General features: G+C 74.1%; 18 protein-coding genes and 1 pseudogene. 12 read left to right on the top strand and 7 right to left on the bottom strand.

Annotated elements, in window-relative coordinates; all coding sequences use genetic code 11:
* The first annotated feature begins 151 nt into the window (after positions 1-151).
* On the top strand, positions 152-2026 hold the full coding sequence (locus tag ACFY2B_RS19775) for a discoidin domain-containing protein (RefSeq protein WP_390764387.1): 1875 nt from the start codon (positions 152-154) through the stop codon (positions 2024-2026).
* Positions 2027-2077: 51 nt separating this feature from the next.
* Here the strand turns inward: ACFY2B_RS19775 and ACFY2B_RS19770 are convergent, their stop codons facing one another.
* The gene (locus ACFY2B_RS19770) at positions 2078-2845 is read right to left on the bottom strand and encodes a CDP-alcohol phosphatidyltransferase family protein (RefSeq protein WP_390764386.1); all 768 of its coding nucleotides are present in this window, start codon (positions 2843-2845) and stop codon (positions 2078-2080) included.
* A 114-nt stretch (positions 2846-2959) separates the two neighbouring features.
* On the opposite strand from ACFY2B_RS19770, the gene ACFY2B_RS19765 reads away from it, so the two are divergent.
* The 5 genes and pseudogenes from ACFY2B_RS19765 to ACFY2B_RS19745 form a co-directional block, all read left to right on the top strand.
* Complete coding sequence (locus ACFY2B_RS19765) at positions 2960-3934, top strand: zinc-binding alcohol dehydrogenase (RefSeq protein ID WP_390764385.1); 975 nt, start codon at positions 2960-2962, stop codon at positions 3932-3934.
* Positions 3935-4058: 124 nt separating this feature from the next.
* Positions 4059-4229 (top strand): hypothetical protein, encoded by a 171-nt coding sequence (locus ACFY2B_RS19760; protein ID WP_390764384.1) that lies wholly within the window; start codon positions 4059-4061, stop codon positions 4227-4229.
* Positions 4226-5410: a glycosyltransferase family 4 protein gene (locus ACFY2B_RS19755; protein WP_390764383.1), complete on the top strand. Its 1185-nt coding sequence runs from the start codon at positions 4226-4228 to the stop codon at positions 5408-5410. The genes ACFY2B_RS19760 and ACFY2B_RS19755 overlap by 4 nt, the downstream gene beginning before the upstream one ends.
* Entirely contained in the window at positions 5407-6468 is a 1062-nt protein-coding gene (locus ACFY2B_RS19750) for a methyltransferase domain-containing protein (RefSeq protein WP_390764382.1), read from the top strand. Before ACFY2B_RS19755 ends, ACFY2B_RS19750 begins: the two co-directional genes overlap by 4 nt.
* Positions 6465-7424, top strand: a pseudogene (locus tag ACFY2B_RS19745) (lysylphosphatidylglycerol synthase transmembrane domain-containing protein); the annotation flags it as partial. The gene ACFY2B_RS19750 and the pseudogene ACFY2B_RS19745, both read left to right, overlap by 4 nt.
* A gap of 179 nt (positions 7425-7603) precedes the next feature.
* Here ACFY2B_RS19745 and ACFY2B_RS19740 read toward each other — a convergent pair.
* Positions 7604-8446: a creatininase family protein gene (locus tag ACFY2B_RS19740; protein ID WP_390764381.1), complete on the bottom strand. Its 843-nt coding sequence runs from the start codon at positions 8444-8446 to the stop codon at positions 7604-7606.
* Positions 8447-8484: 38 nt separating this feature from the next.
* Between ACFY2B_RS19740 and ribA the strand changes: the two genes are divergently transcribed.
* Positions 8485-9144 carry a GTP cyclohydrolase II gene (gene ribA, locus ACFY2B_RS19735; protein WP_390764380.1) on the top strand — a complete coding sequence of 220 codons (660 nt, stop codon included), beginning with the start codon at positions 8485-8487 and terminating at the stop codon, positions 9142-9144.
* A gap of 27 nt (positions 9145-9171) precedes the next feature.
* On the opposite strand, the gene ACFY2B_RS19730 is transcribed toward ribA, so the two are convergent.
* Positions 9172-10395 carry a serine hydrolase domain-containing protein gene (locus ACFY2B_RS19730; protein ID WP_390764379.1) on the bottom strand — a complete coding sequence of 408 codons (1224 nt, stop codon included), beginning with the start codon at positions 10393-10395 and terminating at the stop codon, positions 9172-9174.
* A gap of 183 nt (positions 10396-10578) precedes the next feature.
* Between ACFY2B_RS19730 and ACFY2B_RS19725 the strand changes: the two genes are divergently transcribed.
* Positions 10579-11016 (top strand): TIGR03618 family F420-dependent PPOX class oxidoreductase, encoded by a 438-nt coding sequence (locus ACFY2B_RS19725; protein WP_390764378.1) that lies wholly within the window; start codon positions 10579-10581, stop codon positions 11014-11016.
* Positions 11017-11110: 94 nt separating this feature from the next.
* Here ACFY2B_RS19725 and ACFY2B_RS19720 read toward each other — a convergent pair whose 3' ends face one another.
* Entirely contained in the window at positions 11111-12013 is a 903-nt protein-coding gene (locus tag ACFY2B_RS19720) for an NAD(P)-dependent oxidoreductase (RefSeq protein ID WP_390764377.1), read from the bottom strand.
* Positions 12014-12129: 116 nt separating this feature from the next.
* On the opposite strand from ACFY2B_RS19720, the gene ACFY2B_RS19715 reads away from it, so the two are divergent.
* From ACFY2B_RS19715 to ACFY2B_RS19700, 4 genes are all read left to right on the top strand, one after another.
* Positions 12130-12726, top strand: a complete 597-nt coding sequence (locus ACFY2B_RS19715) for a TetR/AcrR family transcriptional regulator (RefSeq protein WP_390764376.1) — start codon at positions 12130-12132, stop codon at positions 12724-12726.
* A 256-nt stretch (positions 12727-12982) separates the two neighbouring features.
* A complete protein-coding gene (locus ACFY2B_RS19710; RefSeq protein ID WP_390764375.1) occupies positions 12983-13393 on the top strand; it encodes a VOC family protein in 411 nt (136 codons plus the stop codon).
* 155 nt (positions 13394-13548) lie between these two features.
* Complete coding sequence (locus ACFY2B_RS19705) at positions 13549-14214, top strand: TetR/AcrR family transcriptional regulator (protein ID WP_390764374.1); 666 nt, start codon at positions 13549-13551, stop codon at positions 14212-14214.
* Positions 14215-14457: 243 nt separating this feature from the next.
* The gene (locus tag ACFY2B_RS19700; protein ID WP_390764373.1) at positions 14458-16383 is read left to right on the top strand and encodes a glycosyltransferase family 39 protein; all 1926 of its coding nucleotides are present in this window, start codon (positions 14458-14460) and stop codon (positions 16381-16383) included.
* Positions 16384-16398: 15 nt separating this feature from the next.
* Here the strand turns inward: ACFY2B_RS19700 and ACFY2B_RS19695 are convergent, their stop codons facing one another.
* The 3 genes from ACFY2B_RS19695 to ACFY2B_RS19685 form a co-directional block, all read right to left on the bottom strand.
* A complete protein-coding gene (locus ACFY2B_RS19695; RefSeq protein WP_390764372.1) occupies positions 16399-16992 on the bottom strand; it encodes a histidine phosphatase family protein in 594 nt (197 codons plus the stop codon).
* 6 nt (positions 16993-16998) lie between these two features.
* Positions 16999-17880, bottom strand: coding sequence for a phosphogluconate dehydrogenase (NAD(+)-dependent, decarboxylating) (gene gnd / locus ACFY2B_RS19690; protein WP_390764371.1), 882 nt, complete (start codon positions 17878-17880; stop codon positions 16999-17001).
* Positions 17881-17886: 6 nt separating this feature from the next.
* On the bottom strand, positions 17887-18056 hold a 170-nt coding region (locus ACFY2B_RS19685; protein WP_390764590.1), incomplete at its 5' end, for a hypothetical protein.

Genomic DNA, 18056 nt, shown 5'->3' with positions numbered 1-18056 from the left:
CCGGCCCGGACGGTGGGCGCGGGCGCGGGAGCCCGCGCCCACCGCCGGCGGCCGCAGGCCAGTTGCACCCCGGTATGTCTGTGCCATGAACCTCTTGCATGTCATGAACGCACCAAAACGCAACTGATCCCCCTCTTCGAAGGAGAGCCGCATGCCATCCCGGATCCCGCGCACCCTCCTGACCGTCCTCGCCGCCGGAGTGCTGGCGGCCACCGGCCCGGCGCTCGCCGCACCCGCCTCCGCCGCCGTCAACGCGGTGGCCTGGGACACCGACCGCGCGGCCACCGCCTACGCCGCGAACCCGGCCGCGGTCACCGCCTCCGGCAGCGAGAACGCCGGCACCGCCCCCGGCCTCGCCCTCGACGGCGACGGCACGACCCGCTGGTCCAGCAACTTCGCCGACGACGCCTGGATCAGGGTCGATCTCGGCACGACGATCCGCGTCGACCGGGTGGTCCTGGACTGGGAGGCCGCGTACGGCAGGAGATACGTCCTGGAGGCGTCCCGCAACGGCACCGACTGGACCCCCTTCTACACCGAGACCGCCGGCACCGGAGGATCGGTCACCGCGCACACCTACCCGCAGGAGGTGACCGGCCGCTACATCCGCATGCGCGGCATCGAACGCGCCACGCCCTACGGCTACTCGCTCTACTCCCTCAAGGTCTACGGCGGCGAACCGGCCCCCGCGTCGACGACCCGCACCAACCTCGCCCTGAACCACCCCGCGTACTCCAACTACTACCAGCACGCGGGCAACTCACCCGCGTTCGTCACGGACGGCGGCTGGCCCGCCGGCCTGAAGGGCGACACCAGCCGCTGGGCCAGCGACTGGAACGCCGACCGCTGGGTCTCCGTGGACCTCGGCGCCCCCGCGACCGTCTCCTCCGTGGACCTCTACTGGGAGGCGGCCTACGCCGTCGACTACCGGCTCCAGGTCTCCGACGACAACCGCACCTGGCGCACCGTGTACCAGCCGTCGGCGGCCGACGTCGCCGCTCGCCGCGCCGACGTCAAGGCACCCGGCGACGCGGCCGGCCGGCAGGACACCGTGACCCTGTCCGCCCCGGTGACCGCCCGCTACGTCCGCGTGCTCGGCACGGAACGCCGCTCGTTCTACAACCCCGCCCCCTACACCGCCCAGTTCGGCTACTCCCTCTACGAATTCCAGGTCTGGGGCACCGGCGGCAGCGCGACGGCGGCCTACCCCGCCCTGCCCGCCGATCCGCCGGGCACCTACCGGACCACGTTCTTCGACGACTTCACCGGCACGGCACTGGACCGCTCCAAGTGGCGCGTGGTGCGCACCGGCACCGAGATGGGACCGGTCAACGGCGAGTCGCAGGCGTACGTCGACTCGCCCGACACCCTCCGCACGGAGAACGGCGAGCTGATCCTGCGGGCGAAGTACTGCAAGGGCTGCACCCAGGCGGGCGGCGGCACCTACGACTTCACCTCGGGCCGCATCGACACCAACACCAAGTTCGACTTCACCTACGGCCGGGTCAGCGCCCGCATGAAACTTCCCGTGGGCGACGGCTTCTGGCCCGCGTTCTGGCTGCTCGGCAGCAACGTCGACGACCCGTCCGTCTCCTGGCCCGCCTCCGGCGAGACCGACATCATGGAGAACATCGGCTACCCGGACTGGACGAGCACCGCCCTGCACGGCCCCGGCTACTCCGCTGACGGCAACATCGGCGCCCGCCAGACGTACCCGGCCGGCGGCACGGCCGACCAGTGGCACACCTACGCGGTGGAGTGGACACCGACGGCCATGCGCTTCTTCGTGGACGACCGCCTGGTCCAGGAGACGACGCGCAACGTCCTGGAGTCCACCCGGGGCCAGTGGGTCTACGACCACAACCAGTACGTGATCCTCAACCTCGCCCTGGGCGGGGCGTATCCGGCGGGCTGGAACAAGGTGACGACTCCGTACTGGGGGCTGCCGCAGTCGAGCGCCGACCGGATCGCCGCCGGGGGAGTCCAGGCGGAGGTGGACTGGGTGCGGGTGGAACAGAAGCCCTGACCCCGGGGGGAGGGCCCGGCGGACGGCCGGGCCCTCCCTCCGCCGCCCCGCTCACCGCACCCCGGACGGCTCCCGTCCCTCCCCGGTGGGGACGGCCGGGGCGGGGATCCGCGACGTCCGCCACAGCCACGCCACGTCCCGGCCGAACGACCACACCAGCGAGACCAGCGCCAGGAGTACGACGGCGAAGTCCCCGGCGGGCGGCAGCAGACGGGATGCCGCCAGCAGGAGGCAGACGCCTTGCAGCGCGGCGACCGTCTTGCGGGCGAAGGACGGGGGGAGGGGGGCGTTCAGCCAGGGGGCCGGGCGGGCCGCCGCCACGAACGCGTAGCGCATGCCGCCGATCAGCAGCACCCACACACCCAGCCGCGCCGACACGTACACGCTCAGCACCAGGATCAGGAACGCGTCGACCTCCATGTCGAAGCGGGCCCCCAGCTCGGTCGACGTGCCGGTGCGGCGGGCGACCTTGCCGTCCACGCCGTCCAGGAGCAGCGCCACCGCCGTGAGACCGACCAGCAGGGTGAGCGGCGGTGCGCTCTCGAAGGAGTCCGCGACCAGCGCCGTCACCCCGCCGACCAGCGTGGTCCGGGCCAGGGTGACCCGGTTGGCCGGGCCGAAGGAGCGCAGCCTGCGGCGGTGCAGCGCCCGCGACAGCGCCGCCCAGGTCGCCAAGGCGAACGCCACCCCGGTCAGCCAGCCCGCCGGGCCCATGCCGAACGCCTTACCCAGCAGGACCAGCAGCAGGATCTGCCCCCCCGCTCCCACGGCCGTCTCCTGCTGGACCGGACGGGCGTCGTACGTGTCGTTCAGGGCCACCGCGCATCCTCCGGCCGAGTGACGAATGACAGAGTCGATCAGTGCCGCGTACTGTGCGCGGCCTGTGCACATCCCGGTACGTGAACAACGTCCCGATCGTTCAGGAGGATGCCGATGAACCGGTCCGCGCGCGCGTTCTGGCTCAGCTCGCCGGGCCACGGCGAACTGCGTGACCTCACCGTCCCCGAGCCCGCCCGGGGCGAGGTCCTGGTGCGCACGCTCTACTCGGGAGTCAGCCGCGGCACCGAGACCCTGGTGTTCCGCGGCGGCGTCCCGGAGAGCCAGCACACTGTGATGCGGGCGCCGTTCCAGGACGGTGAGTTCCCCGGCCCGGTGAAGTACGGCTACCTCAACGTGGGCGTGGTGGAGGAGGGCCCGGACGGCCTGACCGGACGTACGGTGTTCTGCCTGTATCCGCACCAGAGCCGTTACGTCGTTCCGGTGAGCGCCGTCACCCCCGTGCCGGACACGGTGCCCGCCGCACGGGCCGTCCTCGCCGGCACCGTGGAGACCGCCGTCAACGCCCTGTGGGACGCAAGGCCCCTCATCGGCGACCGGATCGCGGTGGTCGGCGGCGGCATGGTCGGCTGCTCGGTGGCCGCCCTGCTGGCCCGTTTCCCCGGCATTCGGCTCCAGCTCGTGGACTCCGACCCGGCGCGGGCCGCGACCGCCCGGGCCCTGGGCGTCGGCTTCGCCGCGCCCGAGGACGCCCTCGGCGACTGCGACCTGGTCGTCCACGCGAGCGCCGACGAGCAGGGCCTGGTCCGCTCACTCGGCCTGCTCGCCGCCGAGGGCACGGTCCTCGAACTGAGCTGGTACGGCGACCGGCGCGTCACCCTGCCGCTCGGCGAGGCGTTCCATTCCCGGCGGCTCACCGTCCGCGCCAGCCAGGTCGGTGCGGTCTCCCCGGCCCGCCGCGCGAGCCGCAGCCACGCCGACCGGATGGCCCTCGCCCTCGACCTGCTCGCCGATCCCGCCCTGGACGCGCTCATCACCGGAGAGAGCACGTTCGAGGAACTGCCCGAGGTGATGCCACGGCTCGCCACGGGTGAACTCGCGGCCCTGTGCCACCGGGTCCGGTACGCCTGACCCGAGCGCGGGGAGGGTACGGACTGAACACGGGGACGCCAGGAGCCGTACTACGTGCCGCACGGCATCCCCCGGCAGGCAACGGCGGGGGGAACCAGACACGCCGCACCTGGAGGATCGTCCCTTGTCCAGCACCACCGTCCGCGATCGCCTCATGATCGCCCACCGCTTCCGCGGCGAGGCCGGACGCGTCCACCGGGGCGCGCTCGGCGAGGGCGCCGAGGCCCTGGCGGACGTCCTGGCCACCCTGCGCGAGTCGCACGCCGGCCGGGCGAGCACCGAGCGTGAGCGGTGACCGGCACGACCACCGGCCGGACGCCGGCCCCGCCCCGCGGGCCCGCACGGCGCACGGCCCCGAGGAGGACCGGGATCGTCCCCATGTCCCTGCGCACCGTGCACTTCGTCCTGCCGGGCGGCGTCGACGACCCGGCCGCGCCCAGCGGCGGCAACGCCTACGACCGGCGCCTGTGTCGGGACCTGCCCGGCTTCGGCCGGCAGGTCGTCAGGCACGCCGTCGCGGGCCGCTGGCCCCGCCCCGGCCCCGCCGCCCGCGCCGAACTGACCCGCCGCCTGGGGGAGTTGCCCGACGGCTCGGTGGTCCTGCTCGACGGGCTGGTGGCCTGCGGGGTACCGGAGACCGTGGTCCCCGAGGCGACGCGGCTGCGCCTCGCGGTCCTCGTCCATCTGCCGCTCGGGGACGAGACGGGCCTGGCCCCGTCCGTGGCCGCCGGCCTGGACGCCGGGGAGCGCGCCGTGCTCCGCGCGGTGCCCGCGGTGATCGCGACCAGCGAGTGGGCGGTCCGCCGTCTCGTCGCCCACCACGGCCTCGCCCCCGAACGGGTGCACGTCGCCGTCCCCGGCGCCGACCTCGCGCCCCTCGCCACCGGCACCGACGGGGTCTCGCACCTGCTGTGCGTGGCCGCGGTGACTCCCCGCAAGGGCCAGCACCGGCTGGTGGAGGCGCTGGCCGCGGCCCGCGACCTGCCGTGGACCTGCGTGTGCGTCGGCGGCCTCGGCCAGGACCCCGCGTACGTCGCCCGCCTCCGGACCCTGATCGAGCGGTACGGCCTGGCCGACCGCCTGCGTCTGGCGGGCCCGCGCACCGGCGCCGGCCTCGACGCCCGTTACGCCGCCGCCGACCTGCTGGTCCTCACCTCGTACGCCGAGACGTACGGCATGGCGGTGACCGAAGCGCTCGCCCGGGGCGTCCCGGTGCTCGCGACGGACGTCGGCGGACTGCCCGAGGCGGTCGGCCGCGCCCCCGACGGGGAGGTGCCCGGCATCCTCGTCCCGTCGGCGGACCCCGCCGCGTTCGCCGCCGCACTGCGCCACTGGTTCGGCGAGCCCGCCGTACGCCGGCGCCTCAAGGCCGCGGCCCGAGGCCGCCGGGCCGCGCTCGACGGCTGGGCCACCACGGCCCACCGCGTCGCCGGAGTCCTGCAACGGCTCTCGGACGAACCCCGGAGGACGGCATGAACCGGAGGACGACCCCGCAGGCCGGGAACATCCCCGAACGGCCTGGAGCCCGGGACGTACCGGGCGGGGGAGCGACGGCGGGGACGGCCGGCCCGGTGGAGTCAGGCCGGCCGGGAGCACTCCCCGGGCCCGCGGAGGACGAGCGGTCCGTGCTCACCGGCGCGGGCCCCGCGCCGCGGCCGGCGCAGCGGTCCACGGTGTCTCCGCCCGGCGCCGGACCCGCGGAGCCGCCGCGGTACGCACCCGAATGGCTCGGGCTGCGCGAAGCGGCCGACGCCGCGGCCCGGTCCGCCGCGCTGCTCGACCCGCTGCGGATCCGCCTCGCCGATCAGCCGGGGCGGCCCGACGGACTGGTGGTGCACGACCTGGGCTGCGGCACCGGGTCCATGGGCCGCTGGCTGGCACCCCGCCTCAACGGCGCCCAGCACTGGATCCTGCACGACCGCGACCCCTCCCTGCTGCGCCCCGCCGCCGCCGGCGCCCCGCGGGCCGCCGCCGACGGCAGCCGGGTCACCGTGGAGACGCGACGCGGCGACCTGGCCCGGCTGACCCCGGCCGCCCTGGCCGGGGCCTCGCTGGTGACGGCTTCCGCGCTGCTCGACGTGCTCACCCGCGCGGAGGCCGAGAGGCTCGCCGACGTCTGCGTGGCAGTGGGCTGCCCTGCACTGCTGACCCTCACGGTCGCCGGACGGGTCCGGCTCACCCCCGCCGACCCGCTGGACGCCGAGATCGCGGAGGCGTTCGACGACCACCAGCGGCGCACGGGTCTGCTCGGCCCGGACGCCACCGCCGTGACCTGCGAGGCGTTCGCCGGCCGCGGGGCGGCGGTGCGAGTGCGTCCCAGCCCCTGGCGGCTGGGCCCCGAGCAGTCCGCGCTGACCGCGCAGTGGCTGCGCGGCTGGGTGGGCGCGGCGGTCGAACAGCGTCCCGGCCTGGCGGAGCCCGCCGGCCGGTACCTGGCGGACCGTCTGGCGGCGTGCGCGGCGGGTGGGTTGCGCGTCGTCGTCGACCACAGCGACCTGCTCGCGCTGGTCCGGCCGACGGGGCGGGACGCATGACCGCGCGCACGGCGCGCGCCGAGCCGACGGCTCGTCCGTCCGCGCTGCCCGGCGGGACGGACGCCGTGCAGCCGCGTACACCGGACGCCCAGTCGCCGCCCCCGCCGCCGTGCCCGGCCGACGGCGTGCCCGATGGCGCTCCGGCCCGTCCCCGCGGCTCGTGGGGTGCGGTGCGCGGCCGGCTCGGCGCCGTGGCCGGCGCCGGCGTCCTCGGGGTGCTGCTGTGGCGGCTCGGTACCGGTGTGTTCCTGGACGGGCTGCGCCGGATCGACGCCGGGACCCTCCTGGCCGCCGTCGGCATCGGCGCCGTCACCACCGTGTGCAGCGCGTGGCGTTGGCAGCTGGTGGCCCGGGGACTGCGGATCCGGCTGCTGCTGGCCCCGGCCGTCGCCGACTACTACCGCGCGCTGTTCCTGAACGCGGCCCTGCCCGGCGGAGTCCTCGGCGACGTGCACCGGGCCGTCCGGCACGGACGCCGCGCCGGGGACGTCGGCCGTGGCGTCCGCTCGGTCGTGCTGGAACGGGCCGCGGGTCAGGTGGCGCTCGCCGTTCTCGGTACGGTGGTGCTGTTCACCCTGCCGTCCCCGGTCCCGCACGGCGTCCGGGACTTCGCCCCGCCGCTGGTCCTCGCCGCGGTGGGCGGATGTGCCGTGGTCCTCGCCGTCCGGATGAACCGGGTCGGCTCCCGGCGCCGCGGCGCCCCGCGCCTTCTGCTCGCCGAGGCCCGCGAGGCGCTGCTCTCCCGTGCCACCTGGCCGGGCATCGCCCTGTCCTCGGTGGTCGTGCTGGCCGGACACCTCGCGATGTTCCTGGTGGCGGCCCGGGTCGCGGGCTCGACGGCGCCGGTCAGGGTGCTGCTGCCGCTCGCCGTCCTCGCCCTGCTCGCCATGGGCCTGCCCCTCAACATCGGTGGCTTCGGACCCCGGGAGGGCGTCACCGCCTGGGCGTTCGGCGCCGCCGGTCTGGGTACGGACGACGGGCTGGCCACGGCCGCCGTCTACGGGGTGCTGGGCCTCGCGGCCGGCCTCCCGGGCCTCGCTGTGCTGATCGTCCGCCGCCGCCCGGGGTTCCAGCCGCGCCGGCGGGCGGTCGAACCGCCGCCCGCCGACGCCGTGTTCCCGTCCCCGTCCGTTGCTCACGCCCTTCCGGACCCCGCCGCCGGCCCGGTCCCTCCCGCAGGCTCCGCCCCGCCCGCCGTCCCGGCCCCTGCCCCCGGGATCCCTCCCGCCTCGCCGGTGAGCAGGGCGAAATACTCCGCAAAGGATTCCGCGAGGCTCATCAGCAGATTCTTCCCTTTTTCCGCGGACCCCAGGGAAGGACGGCCGATGACCCCCGATTCGGTATAGGCGGACATTCCCGTGCTGAGCAGTCGGCGGCGGTCGTCCGCGGTGAAATCGGCGGACTCGTATCCAGGGCGGACCAATTCGGGATCGGTGTGCAGCAGAATGGAGGTCTCTATTTCCCCCGCGTGCATGTCGGTGAGCAGCGAGGTGCGCACCCCGGCCCGCTCCCGGGCGGTCTCCCAGTCCTCCGGGGCCGGGAACAGGGCCATCCGTTCCCCGCGCGCGGAGGACTCCTGGACCACGTTGCCCAGTACGTAGTTGCCGCCGTGGCCGTTGACCACGGCGAGCGCGTCCACGCCCGAGCGGCGCAGCGACCCGGCGATGTCCCGCACCACCGCGTGCAGGGTCACCGCGGAGATGCTGACCGTCCCCGGCCAGGCCGCGTGCTCGTGCGAGCAGGACACCGTCACCGGCGGGAGGAGGTGCACCGGGTACGCCGCGGCGATCTCCCGCGCGACGGCACAGGCGACCAGCGTGTCGGTCGCCAGCGGCAGGAACGGACCGTGCTGCTCGTAGCTCCCGACGGGAAGCACGGCGACCCGGACCGGCAGGCCCGCCCCGCGGGCCCGTACGTCCTCCGTGGTGTCCGCGGGCACCAGACCGTGTGCCACCGCACGCGCACCCGAACCAGTCATCTTTTCCCGGCCTTTCGTCTCTGCTTAGGAATCAGATCATGACAGAAAACAACGGGGTACTCGGCGAGAATCCCGCATCGCGTTCCGGCGTGGAACGTGTCGTGAATGCGCCGCTGCACACCGCGTACGGGGAATTCCAGGCCATCGGCTACCTGGACCACGACCGCGGTGACGAGCAGATCGCGCTCGTGCACGGCGACCTCGGCAGCGAGGGTGTCCTGACCCGGCTGCACTCGGAGTGCCTCACCGGCGACGTGTTCGGTTCCCGGCACTGCGAGTGCGGCGACCAACTCGCCTTCGCGCTGCGTGCGGTGGCCGCCGAGGGCAGCGGCGTCGTCGTCTACCTGAGGGGGCACGAGGGCCGGGGCATCGGACTGCTCGCCAAGCTGCGCGCCATGGCCCTGCAGGCGCAGGGCCTGGACACCGTCGAGGCGAACCTCGTCCAGGGGTTGCCGGCCGACGCCCGCGACTACGGCGTGGCCGCCGGGATCCTGCACGACCTGGGCGTCGTCTCCGTACGCCTCATGTCCAACAACCCGCGCAAACGGGAGTCGCTGCTGCGGTACGGCATCCGGGTCGCCGAGGAGGTGCCGGTGCTGATCCCGCCGTGCGAGAACAACATCACCTACCTGCGGACGAAGCGGGCACGCCTGGACCATCGCCTGCCCCATCTGGACGCGGTGGCGCACTGGTCCTGACACCCGGCCCGATCCGGCCGGAGCGGGTCAGCCCACGACCGCCTCGTGCACCAGCCGCTTCACCTCGGGGATCACCTTCAGCGCCCGCGGTCGCACCTGGGTCAGGAACTGCACGGTGAGGTCACGGCCGGGGTCGACCCAGAAGGTCGTGGTCGCCGCCCCGCTCCAGCCGTAGGTGCCGAGTCCGGCCGGGACGGAAGCGCGGTCCGGGTCGATCACCACCGAGACGCCCAGGCCGAAGCCGATCCCGTCGTTGCCGGACTCCTGGTGGGCGGGGGTGCCGAAGGTACGCAGGTCGGCGCCGCCGGGGAGGTGGTTGCGCGTCATCAGCGCCACCGTCTGCCGCCGCAGCAGCCGGACGCCGTCCAACTCGCCGCCCCGGCGCAGCAGTTCGGCGAACCGGTGGTAGTCGTACGCCGTGGCCACCATGCCCCCGCTGCCGGACAGGAAACGGGGACGGCCGTGCAGCGGCAGTCCCGGGACCGGCTCGATGCCGCCGTCCTCGGTCTCCCCGTACAACTCGGCGAGCCGTTCGGCCTGTTCGGGCACGACGTGGAACCCGGCGTCCGGCATGCCGAGCGGACGGAAGATCCGCTCGGCGAAGAACGCGTCGAGCGGCTGTCCGGAGGCCACCTCGACGACCCGGCCCAACACATTGGAGGCCACGGAGTAGTTCCACCGGGTGCCCGGTTCGAACTGGAGCGGCAGTCCGGCGTACACGTCCGTCGTCTCGGCGAGATCCGCGCCGGGCGGCACGGACGACTCAAGACCGGCGGCGCGGTAGAGGGCATCGACGGGGTGGGAGTGGTAGAAAGCGAAGGTCAGGCCCGCCGTGTGGGTCAGCAGGTGCCGGATCAGGACGGGGCCGTCCGCCGGGCGGGTGGTGACCTCGGTGCCGGAGCCGCCCACGTACACCCGAGGGTTCGCGAAGGCCGGCAGATGGCGGTCGAGCGGGTCGTCCAGGGACAGCCGGCCCTCCTCCGCCAGGAGCAGCACGGCGAGCGCGGTGACCGGCTTGGTCATCGAGTAGAACCGCCACAGGGTGTCCGCCTCGACCGGCAGCCCGGCGGCCCGGTCGCGATGGCCGTGCGCCGTGAGACGGGCGATGCGCCCGCCGCGGGCCACGGCCAGCAGGTAGCCGGGCAGCCGGCCCTCGTCGACGTGATGCGCGAGGTACTGGTCGAGGCGGTCCAGCGCCTTCGGATCGAGACCCGCCTCGTCCGGGTCGGCTTCCTGTCGCAGCTGTGGCATCGCTCTCCTCCGGTCGGGCGGTACGCGGTGCGGTCCGGCGCACCCCGCCGGGACGGCCGCGGACCCCGCTGGACCACATCGTGGCGCGGGGAACGGGGGCTGGTGCGCCCGTCCCCGGCCCTGATCGACGCGACGCGCCGTCACGGGGGAATGCCCGGGCACGGCCGCCCGGTTGATCCTTGCATGACTGAGGACGCGACACAGGACGCACTGCTGGAACTGCTCTGCGACGGTCACGGCGGAGTGCTGGTCACGCTCAAGCACGACGGCCGCCCCCAGCTGTCGAACGTGAGCCACGCCTACGACCCGAAGGAGCGCGTCATCCGTGTGTCGATCACGGACGACCGCGCCAAGACCCGCAATCTGCGCCGCGACCCGCGGGCCTCGTACCACGTCACCAGCGCCGACCGGTGGGCGTACACGGTGGCCGAGGGCACGGCCGACCTCTCCCCGGTGGCCCGGGACCCGCACGACGAGACGGTCGGGGAACTGGTCCGCCTCTACCGCGACGTCCTGGGCGAGCACCCCGACTGGGACGACTTCCGGGCGGCCATGGTCCGCGACCGACGTCTGGTGCTGCGGTTGCGCATCGAACGGGCCTACGGGATTCCGCGGCGCTGAGCGCCGCACCGGACGGGGTGCGAGGGTGCCGCCAGGACGCGCCGCCGGTCCGCCACGGCGGTGCTGTGTGCGGTCGCGCGGGTCCCCGCACCCCTCACAGGCGTGCCGCGGGAACCTCGGTGGCGGCTGTCTCGGTGCGTGCCTCGATGGCCCGTAGCACGGCGACCATGTCCTCGCCACCGTACCCGTGGGCCACGGTCTCCTCGAACAGGCGGTGGCAGGCGTCGAGCAACGGCGAGGCCAGCCCCGCCGTGCGGGCCGCCGCCGCGATCAGGCGGTTGTTCTTCAGCACGTCCAGGGCCGCCGCCTGTACCGCGAAGTCCCGCTCCTCCAGCTTGGGCGCCTTCATCCGGGAGACCCCGCTGGCCATCGGGCCCGCGTCGAGCACGTCGAGGAACAGCCGCCGGTCCAGGCCCTGCCGTTCGGCGAAGTGGAACGCCTCGGTCAGCCCGGTCACCAGGGTGATGAGGAAGAGGTTCACCGAGAGCTTCATCAGCAGGGCGTGCGGTGCCGGACCGCACACGAACACCTCCTGGCACATCGGCGCCAGCAGCGGCCGTACCTGGGCCACGGTCGCCTCCTCCCCGGCCAGCATGGCCACCAGCCGGCCCTGCTCGGCGGGCACCCGGGAGCCGGAGACCGGCGCCTCGGCGTAACGGCCGCCCGCCGCGCGGACGTCGGCCTCCAGCGCCCGCGAGTACTCGGGGGAGGTCGTGCCCATGTGTACGACGACGCGCCCGGCGACGCGGGCCGCGAACCGCGGGCCGCCGCGGTCCAGCACCGCGTCGATCGCCGTGTCGTCGGCGAGCATCAGGATCACCACGTCCGACCGTGCGAACACGCCGTCGGGGTCCGGGGCCACCTCGGCGCCGGCCGCGCGCAGCGGCTCGGTGCGGCCGGCGCTGCGGTTCCAGACCACGAGCGGGGTGCCCGCTGCCGCCAGGCGCAGCGCCATGGGCTGCCCCATCACTCCGAGTCCGATGAATCCGACGTGCACGTGAGGACCACCCTCCGCCCCCGAAGCGACTATGACAGCGGTCATAGTAGCGGGTGCTATGACGGTGGTCATAGGCTGGGCCGGGCAGCGAGGCACAGCACGCCGGGAGGTCGACGATGGCGGTGTCCCGGAGGGGACCGCGGGAGCGGATGGTCTTCAGCGCGGCTCAGCTCATCCGGCGCGACGGGGTCACCGCGACGGGCATGCGCGAGGTGGCCGCCCACGCGCAGGCGCCGCGCGGATCGCTCCAGCACTACTTCCCGGGCGGCAAGGAACAACTCGTCAACGAGGCCGTGGACTGGGCCGGACGGTACGCGGGCAACCGGATCGCGCGCTTCCTCGCCGAGCAGGAGCGGGCGACGCCGAGCGGGTTGTTCGCCGCGATGGTGCGGCAGTGGACCGACGAGTACGGCACCAGCGGCTTCGACCGGGGCTGTCCGGTCGCCGCGGCCACCGTGGACTGCGCGGCGGCGGGCACGTCCACCCGTGCCGCGACCGCTGCCGCGTTCGCGGCCTGGCGGACCCCGCTCGCCGCCGCCCTGGCCGATCTGGGGGTGCCCGCCGAACGGGCCGCCGCCCTGGCCACCGTGATGATCAGCGCGTTGGAAGGGGCGATCCTGCTGGCCCGGGCCGAACGCGACGTGGCGCCCCTGACGACCGTGGCCCGGGAACTGGGCCCCTTCCTCGACGCGGCCGTGCCACCCACGTCCTGACACCGTCACCCGTCCGCGGCACGGGCGCCGCGTCGGCCGGACCGAGCCGACACCGTCGTGCGCACACGGCGGCACGGCGGCTGGTCGCGCGGTACCCCGCGCCCGTCCGGGGCGCTGCCGGACCGTCCAGGACGTACTGTCTACGACGAAGGCGCAGGATCCGTTGGCCGATGGCTCGCCGGTCGTCCATTTCCTGGGCCCGCCCGGCAGCTCGCCGGCAGAGGCCGTCACGGAGAACCAGGAAGAAGAGGTCCCGATGCCCGTCAACGGACGCAGCCACATCCGTGTCGCCCGGCCGTCCCGGGACCTGGCGGCGGCCGAGCGGTTCTGGACCGCCGGGCTCGGACTGAGCGTTCTGTGGCGGGCCGAGGGCGGACCCGAGCCGGGCGAGCACGACCTGCTCATGCTCGGCTGGCCGGACGCCGACTGGCACCTGGAACTGGTCCACGAGCCCGCGCGCCCCGTCGATCCCCGCCCCACCGAGGAGGACCTTCTCGTCGTGTACGCCGACGGGGCCGTCCCGGAGGAGCTGATCGCCGCGCTGGAGGCGCACGGCGGACGGCGGGTCCTTTCGCCCAACCCCTACTGGAACGAGTGGGGCGTCACCGTCGAGGACCCGGACGGGTACCGGCTGGTGCTGTGCCGCCGGGACTGGTCGAACCGCTGACGCGGCGTCCCCGGGACCGACCGTCGGGCCATGACGCGGCGACGACGTGACCGACCGTCGGGCCGTCGTCACACCGGGCGGTGACGAAGTCCGGTGGCCGGGCGGGCCGGCCTCCTGGAATCTGCGGCACTGGCCCTACCGTCCGGAGGATCCCGATGGCGAGCGGCGGCGTACCGGCAGGACGGAGCGGGCGGGGCCGTGACGCCGACCGCACCCGGGCCGAGATCCTGGACGCGGCGACACAGGAGTTCGCCCGGGCCGGCTACGCAGGGGCCCGGATCGACGAGATCGCCGCCCGCACCCGCACCACGAAGCGGATGATCTACTACTTCTTCGGCGGCAAGGAGCAGCTGTTCACGGCCGTACTGGAGCGGGCGCACGGGATGATCCGCGTGGCCGAGCAGCGACTCGACGTCGCGCACCTCGATCCGGTCGCGGCCGTCCGGCGGCTGGCCCAGCTGACCTTCGACCAGCACGAACAGCACCCGGACCTCATCCGGTTGGTCAGCATCGACCCCGGCCACGGGGCCGGCCGCAGCGCCGCTTCCGAACGACCGGCGACCACGGACTCCCCGGCCCTCGACGCGATCCGCCGGATCCTGGCGGCGGGCCGGGCACGGGGTGTGTTCAGAGCCGGCGCCGATGCCGTCGACGTGTACGCGATGATCCGTGCGTTCTGCTTCCTCCGGGTCGCGGGCCGGCCCGGATACGGACCACTGTCCGCCCACGACCCGGCCGACCCGGTCCGGCGCGAGCGCCACCGCGCCCTGCTCGCCGACATGGTGATCGCCTACCTCGCCGCGGAGCGGACGAGGGACTGATCCGGCCTCGCCCGGACGGCGGCGCGGTACGCCGTGCGGTCCCGCACCGGCGAAGGGTCCAAGCCGCCCCCCCGCACCGGTCATGGACCCGGTGTGGACGGGGTGAGAGGCCGGTGAGACCGGCGCCTTGTTCAGGTTCTGTACAGGTTGGTGAACTGATACTCGACAAAGTCCGGAATGCCGCCCCGCATTCCGGACCCCATTCGTTCCGGCCGTCCCCCCCCCCACGATCGAGAGCCGTTCATGCCGAGCGTCGTCAGCGAACCGCGCGCCGTGGTCCGTACGGGTTGGCCACCGCCCCGGGCAGCGGTGCGGAACCGCGCCGACCACTACGAGCGCCCGGTCCTGCTGGGCATAACCGCGCTCGCCGCCCTGCTCTTTCTCTGGGGCATCGACCACAGCGCCTACCACGCCTTCTACGCGAGCGCGGTGCGCAGCATGACCGGCAGCCCGGTCGCCTTCCTCTACGGCGCCTTCGACCCCGCGGGCTCCATCACCCTCGACAAGCTGCCCGGATTCCTGTGGCCGCAGGCCCTGTCGGCGATGGTCTTCGGTTTCCACGCGTGGGCGCTGGTGCTGCCGCAGGCCGTCGAGGGGGTGGCCTGCGTGCTCCTGCTCCACCTGCTGGTGCGCCGCTGGGCCGGGGTGCCCGCGGCTCTCGCGGCGGCTGCCTTCCTCACGCTCACCCCGGTGACCGTGGGCGTGGGGCGGTCGGTGGTCGAGGACGCGCCGTTCGTCCTGCTGCTGCTCCTCGCCGCCGAGGCCACCCAGCGCGCGACCGAACGAGCCCGGCCGCGCACCCTGCTGCTCGCGGGCGTCTGGGCGGGCGTGGCCTTCCAGTGCAAGATGCTGGAGGCATGGGCGGTGCTGCCCGCACTCGCCGTGACCTACCTGGTCGCCGCCCCCACCACCCGCCGCCGCCGGATCGGCCATCTGGCCCTGGCCGGCGCGGTGACGGCCGCGGTGTCCCTGTCGTGGATGCTGGCGGCGACCCTCACCCCGCCCGGGTCCCGCCCCTACCTCGACGGCACCACCGACAACTCGGCGTCCGGCATGGTCGTCGGCTACAACTTCCTGACCCGCTTCCACCTGGTCGGCATCGACGCGGCCGGCACCGGCAGCATCGTCACCGGCGGCGCGGCACAACCGGGCGGCGCCGCGCCCGGCATGGGCGACAGCGTGTGGAAGATGTTCAGCCCCGGACTCGCCACCCAGAGCGGCTGGCTGTACCCGCTGGCGGCCCTCGGCCTCGTCGGCGGCCTCGCGGCGCTGTGGCGCCGACGCGCACCGCGCACGGACCGGCTGCTCGCCGGCCATCTGCTCTGGGGGGTCTGGCTGGCCACCTTCTTCGTGGTGTTCAGCTTCGGCAGTGTCACCGGCCACACCTACTACCTGGGTGTGGTCGCGGTGGCCCTGTCGGCGCTGGCCGGCGCCGGCGTCGTCCAGGGGTGGCGGGCGTGCCGGGCCGGAGGCCGCCGGGCGTGGGTCCTGCCCGCGGTGATCGTCGTCAACGTCGCCTGGTGCGCGGTCCTCACCCTGCGCTACCCGCGGTTCTTCGGCTGGTCGGTGCCCGTCGCCGTCGTCCTCTGCCTGACCGGGCCGGTCCTGACCGGCATACGGCCCACGCGGCGCACCGGCACGGTCGGCCTGGCCGCCGGGCTCGCCGCGGTCCTGCTCATACCCGCCGTCTGGTCGGCCTCGGCGCTGTCGCTGCGCTACAACCAGCCCGGCGCCTTCGGCCGGGTCGGCCCCAGCAGCGTCCGCACCGGTACGGCGCTGTCGACGCTGACCCCGGCCCGGCAGCGTCTGCTGGCCTATCTCACCGCGCACCGCGACGGCGCCCGGTACCTGGCGGCCGTGCCCGCCTGGACGACCGCCGCTCCGTACATCATCGCGGCCGACGCGTCGGTGCTCCCCGCCGGCGGTTTCACCGGACGCGTCCCGTTCCCGACCACGCGGGACCTGAGCGGGCTGATCGACTCCGGCCGGCTGCACTACGTCCTGCTGCGCCGCTCCGACACGGTGGCGGGCACCCGCGCCGCACAGACCCCGGCGGGCGCGCTGGCCCGCTGGACCGTCGCCCACTGCTCGCCCGTCCCGCCGGCCGCCTACGGCGCACCCGGCCGTACGTCCCCGCTGTACCACTGCGGCCCGGGTCACGGCGGGTGACCCGGGCCGGGACGGTCAGACCGTCCTGTTCCACTCCGTGACCACGGGCCGCCCGTGCTCCAGGGACAGCCGGCTCACGGCGCCGGTGGCCAACTGGAACAGGCGGCCCTCGGCAGGCGGCAGGCCCAGCCGGCGGGCGGTGAGCACCCGCAGGAAGTGGGCATGGGCGACGAGCACCACATCGCCGGCGTCCCGGGCGAGGGCGGCCTCGACACGGGAGAGCACCCGGTCGGCCCGCCGTCCCGCCTCCTCGGGCGACTCGCCGGGATGCCCGTGGGGGCCGGGCGGCACGCCGTCCGTCCACAGGTCCCAGTCCGGGCGGTCGCGGTGGATCTCGTCGGTGGTGATGCCCTCGTAGCCGCCGTAGTCCCACTCGTGCAGCTCGGGATCGGGCACCGTCCCGGTCAGGCCCGCGAGTTCGGCGGTGCGGATCGCGCGGGCGAGCGGACTGGTGAGGGTGAGCGCGTAGGTCCGGCCCGAGAGGAGCGGAGCGAGGGACTTGGCCTGTTCCTCGCCGTGCCGGGTCAGCGGCAGGTCGGTCCAGCTGGTGTGCTGTCCCGTCAGACTCCACTCCGTCTCACCGTGGCGGACCAGGATGAGGTCCCCCACGGCCGGTCACTCCTTCGCCGACTCGACGGCGTGCCCGCCGAACTGGTTGCGCAGCGCCGCGATCATCTTCATCTGCGGCGAGTCGTCCTGACGCGAGGCGAAGCGCGCGAAGAGCGCGGCGGTGATCGCCGGCAGCGGGACCGAGTTGTCGATGGCGGCCTCGACGGTCCAGCGGCCCTCACCGGAGTCCTGCGCGAAGCCCTTCAGCTTCTCCAGGTGCTCGTCCTTGTCCAGGGCGTTGACCGCGAGGTCGAGCAGCCAGGAACGGATGACGGTGCCGTCCTGCCAGGAGCGGAACACCTCGCGTACGTTGTCGACGGAGTTGACCTTCTCCAGCAGCTCCCAGCCCTCGGCGTAGGCCTGCATCATCGCGTACTCGATGCCGTTGTGGACCATCTTGGAGAAGTGCCCGGCGCCGACCCGGCCCGCGTGGACGTAGCCGTACGGGCCCTCTGGCTTGAGCGCGTCGAAGATCGGCTGGAGCCGCTCGACGTGCTCCTTGTCGCCGCCGACCATCAGGGCGTAGCCGTTCTGCAGGCCCCAGACGCCGCCGGAGACGCCCGCGTCGACGAAGCCGATGCCCTTGATGGTGAGCTGGGCCGCGTGCTTCTCGTCGTCGGTCCAGCGGGAGTTGCCGCCGTCGACCACCGTGTCCCCGGCGGACAGCAGGTCGCCCAGTTCGTCGATGACCGACTGGGTGGGGTGTCCGGCCGGGACCATCACCCACACCGTGCGGGGGGCGTCGAGTCGCTCGACCATCTCCGCGAGGGTTTTCACGTCGGAGAGCGCGGGGTCGCGGTCGTAGCCGATGACGGTGTGGCCCGCGCGGCGGATGCGCTCGCGCATGTTGCCGCCCATCTTGCCAAGACCGATGAGTCCGATCTGCATATCAGTTCACACTTCTTTCTGATCGTTCTTGAGCGTGCGATAGGCGGCGACGAGAGCGGTGGTGGACGGGTCGAGACCGGGGACCTCGGTGCCTTCGGTGAGTGCGGGTTCGACGCGTTTGGCGAGGACCTTGCCGAGTTCGACGCCCCACTGGTCGAAGGAGTCGATGTTCCAGA

Origin of the sequence: Streptomyces sp. NPDC001270 (assembly GCF_042896695.1) — a bacterium.
In the GTDB taxonomy this organism is placed as follows: Bacteria; Actinomycetota; Actinomycetes; order Streptomycetales; family Streptomycetaceae; genus Streptomyces.
This window is presented reverse-complemented; position numbering and strand designations above follow the sequence as displayed.

Excerpts from the sequence above, each read along its gene's own strand:
- ACFY2B_RS19730 (WP_390764379.1), bottom strand. The coding sequence starts at position 10,395 with ATGCCACAGCTGCGACAGGAAGCCGACCCGGACGAGGCGGGTCTCGAT.
- gnd (WP_390764371.1), bottom strand. The coding sequence starts at position 17,880 with ATGCAGATCGGACTCATCGGTCTTGGCAAGATGGGCGGCAACATGCGC.
- ACFY2B_RS19710 (WP_390764375.1), top strand. The coding sequence starts at position 12,983 with ATGCCCGTCAACGGACGCAGCCACATCCGTGTCGCCCGGCCGTCCCGG.
- ACFY2B_RS19765 (WP_390764385.1), top strand. The coding sequence starts at position 2,960 with ATGAACCGGTCCGCGCGCGCGTTCTGGCTCAGCTCGCCGGGCCACGGC.
- ACFY2B_RS19705 (WP_390764374.1), top strand. The coding sequence starts at position 13,549 with ATGGCGAGCGGCGGCGTACCGGCAGGACGGAGCGGGCGGGGCCGTGAC.
- ACFY2B_RS19725 (WP_390764378.1), top strand. The coding sequence starts at position 10,579 with ATGACTGAGGACGCGACACAGGACGCACTGCTGGAACTGCTCTGCGAC.
- ACFY2B_RS19750 (WP_390764382.1), top strand. The coding sequence starts at position 5,407 with ATGAACCGGAGGACGACCCCGCAGGCCGGGAACATCCCCGAACGGCCT.
- ACFY2B_RS19775 (WP_390764387.1), top strand. The coding sequence starts at position 152 with ATGCCATCCCGGATCCCGCGCACCCTCCTGACCGTCCTCGCCGCCGGA.
- ACFY2B_RS19700 (WP_390764373.1), top strand. The coding sequence starts at position 14,458 with ATGCCGAGCGTCGTCAGCGAACCGCGCGCCGTGGTCCGTACGGGTTGG.
- ACFY2B_RS19740 (WP_390764381.1), bottom strand. The coding sequence starts at position 8,446 with ATGACTGGTTCGGGTGCGCGTGCGGTGGCACACGGTCTGGTGCCCGCG.
- ACFY2B_RS19715 (WP_390764376.1), top strand. The coding sequence starts at position 12,130 with ATGGCGGTGTCCCGGAGGGGACCGCGGGAGCGGATGGTCTTCAGCGCG.
- ribA (WP_390764380.1), top strand. The coding sequence starts at position 8,485 with ATGACAGAAAACAACGGGGTACTCGGCGAGAATCCCGCATCGCGTTCC.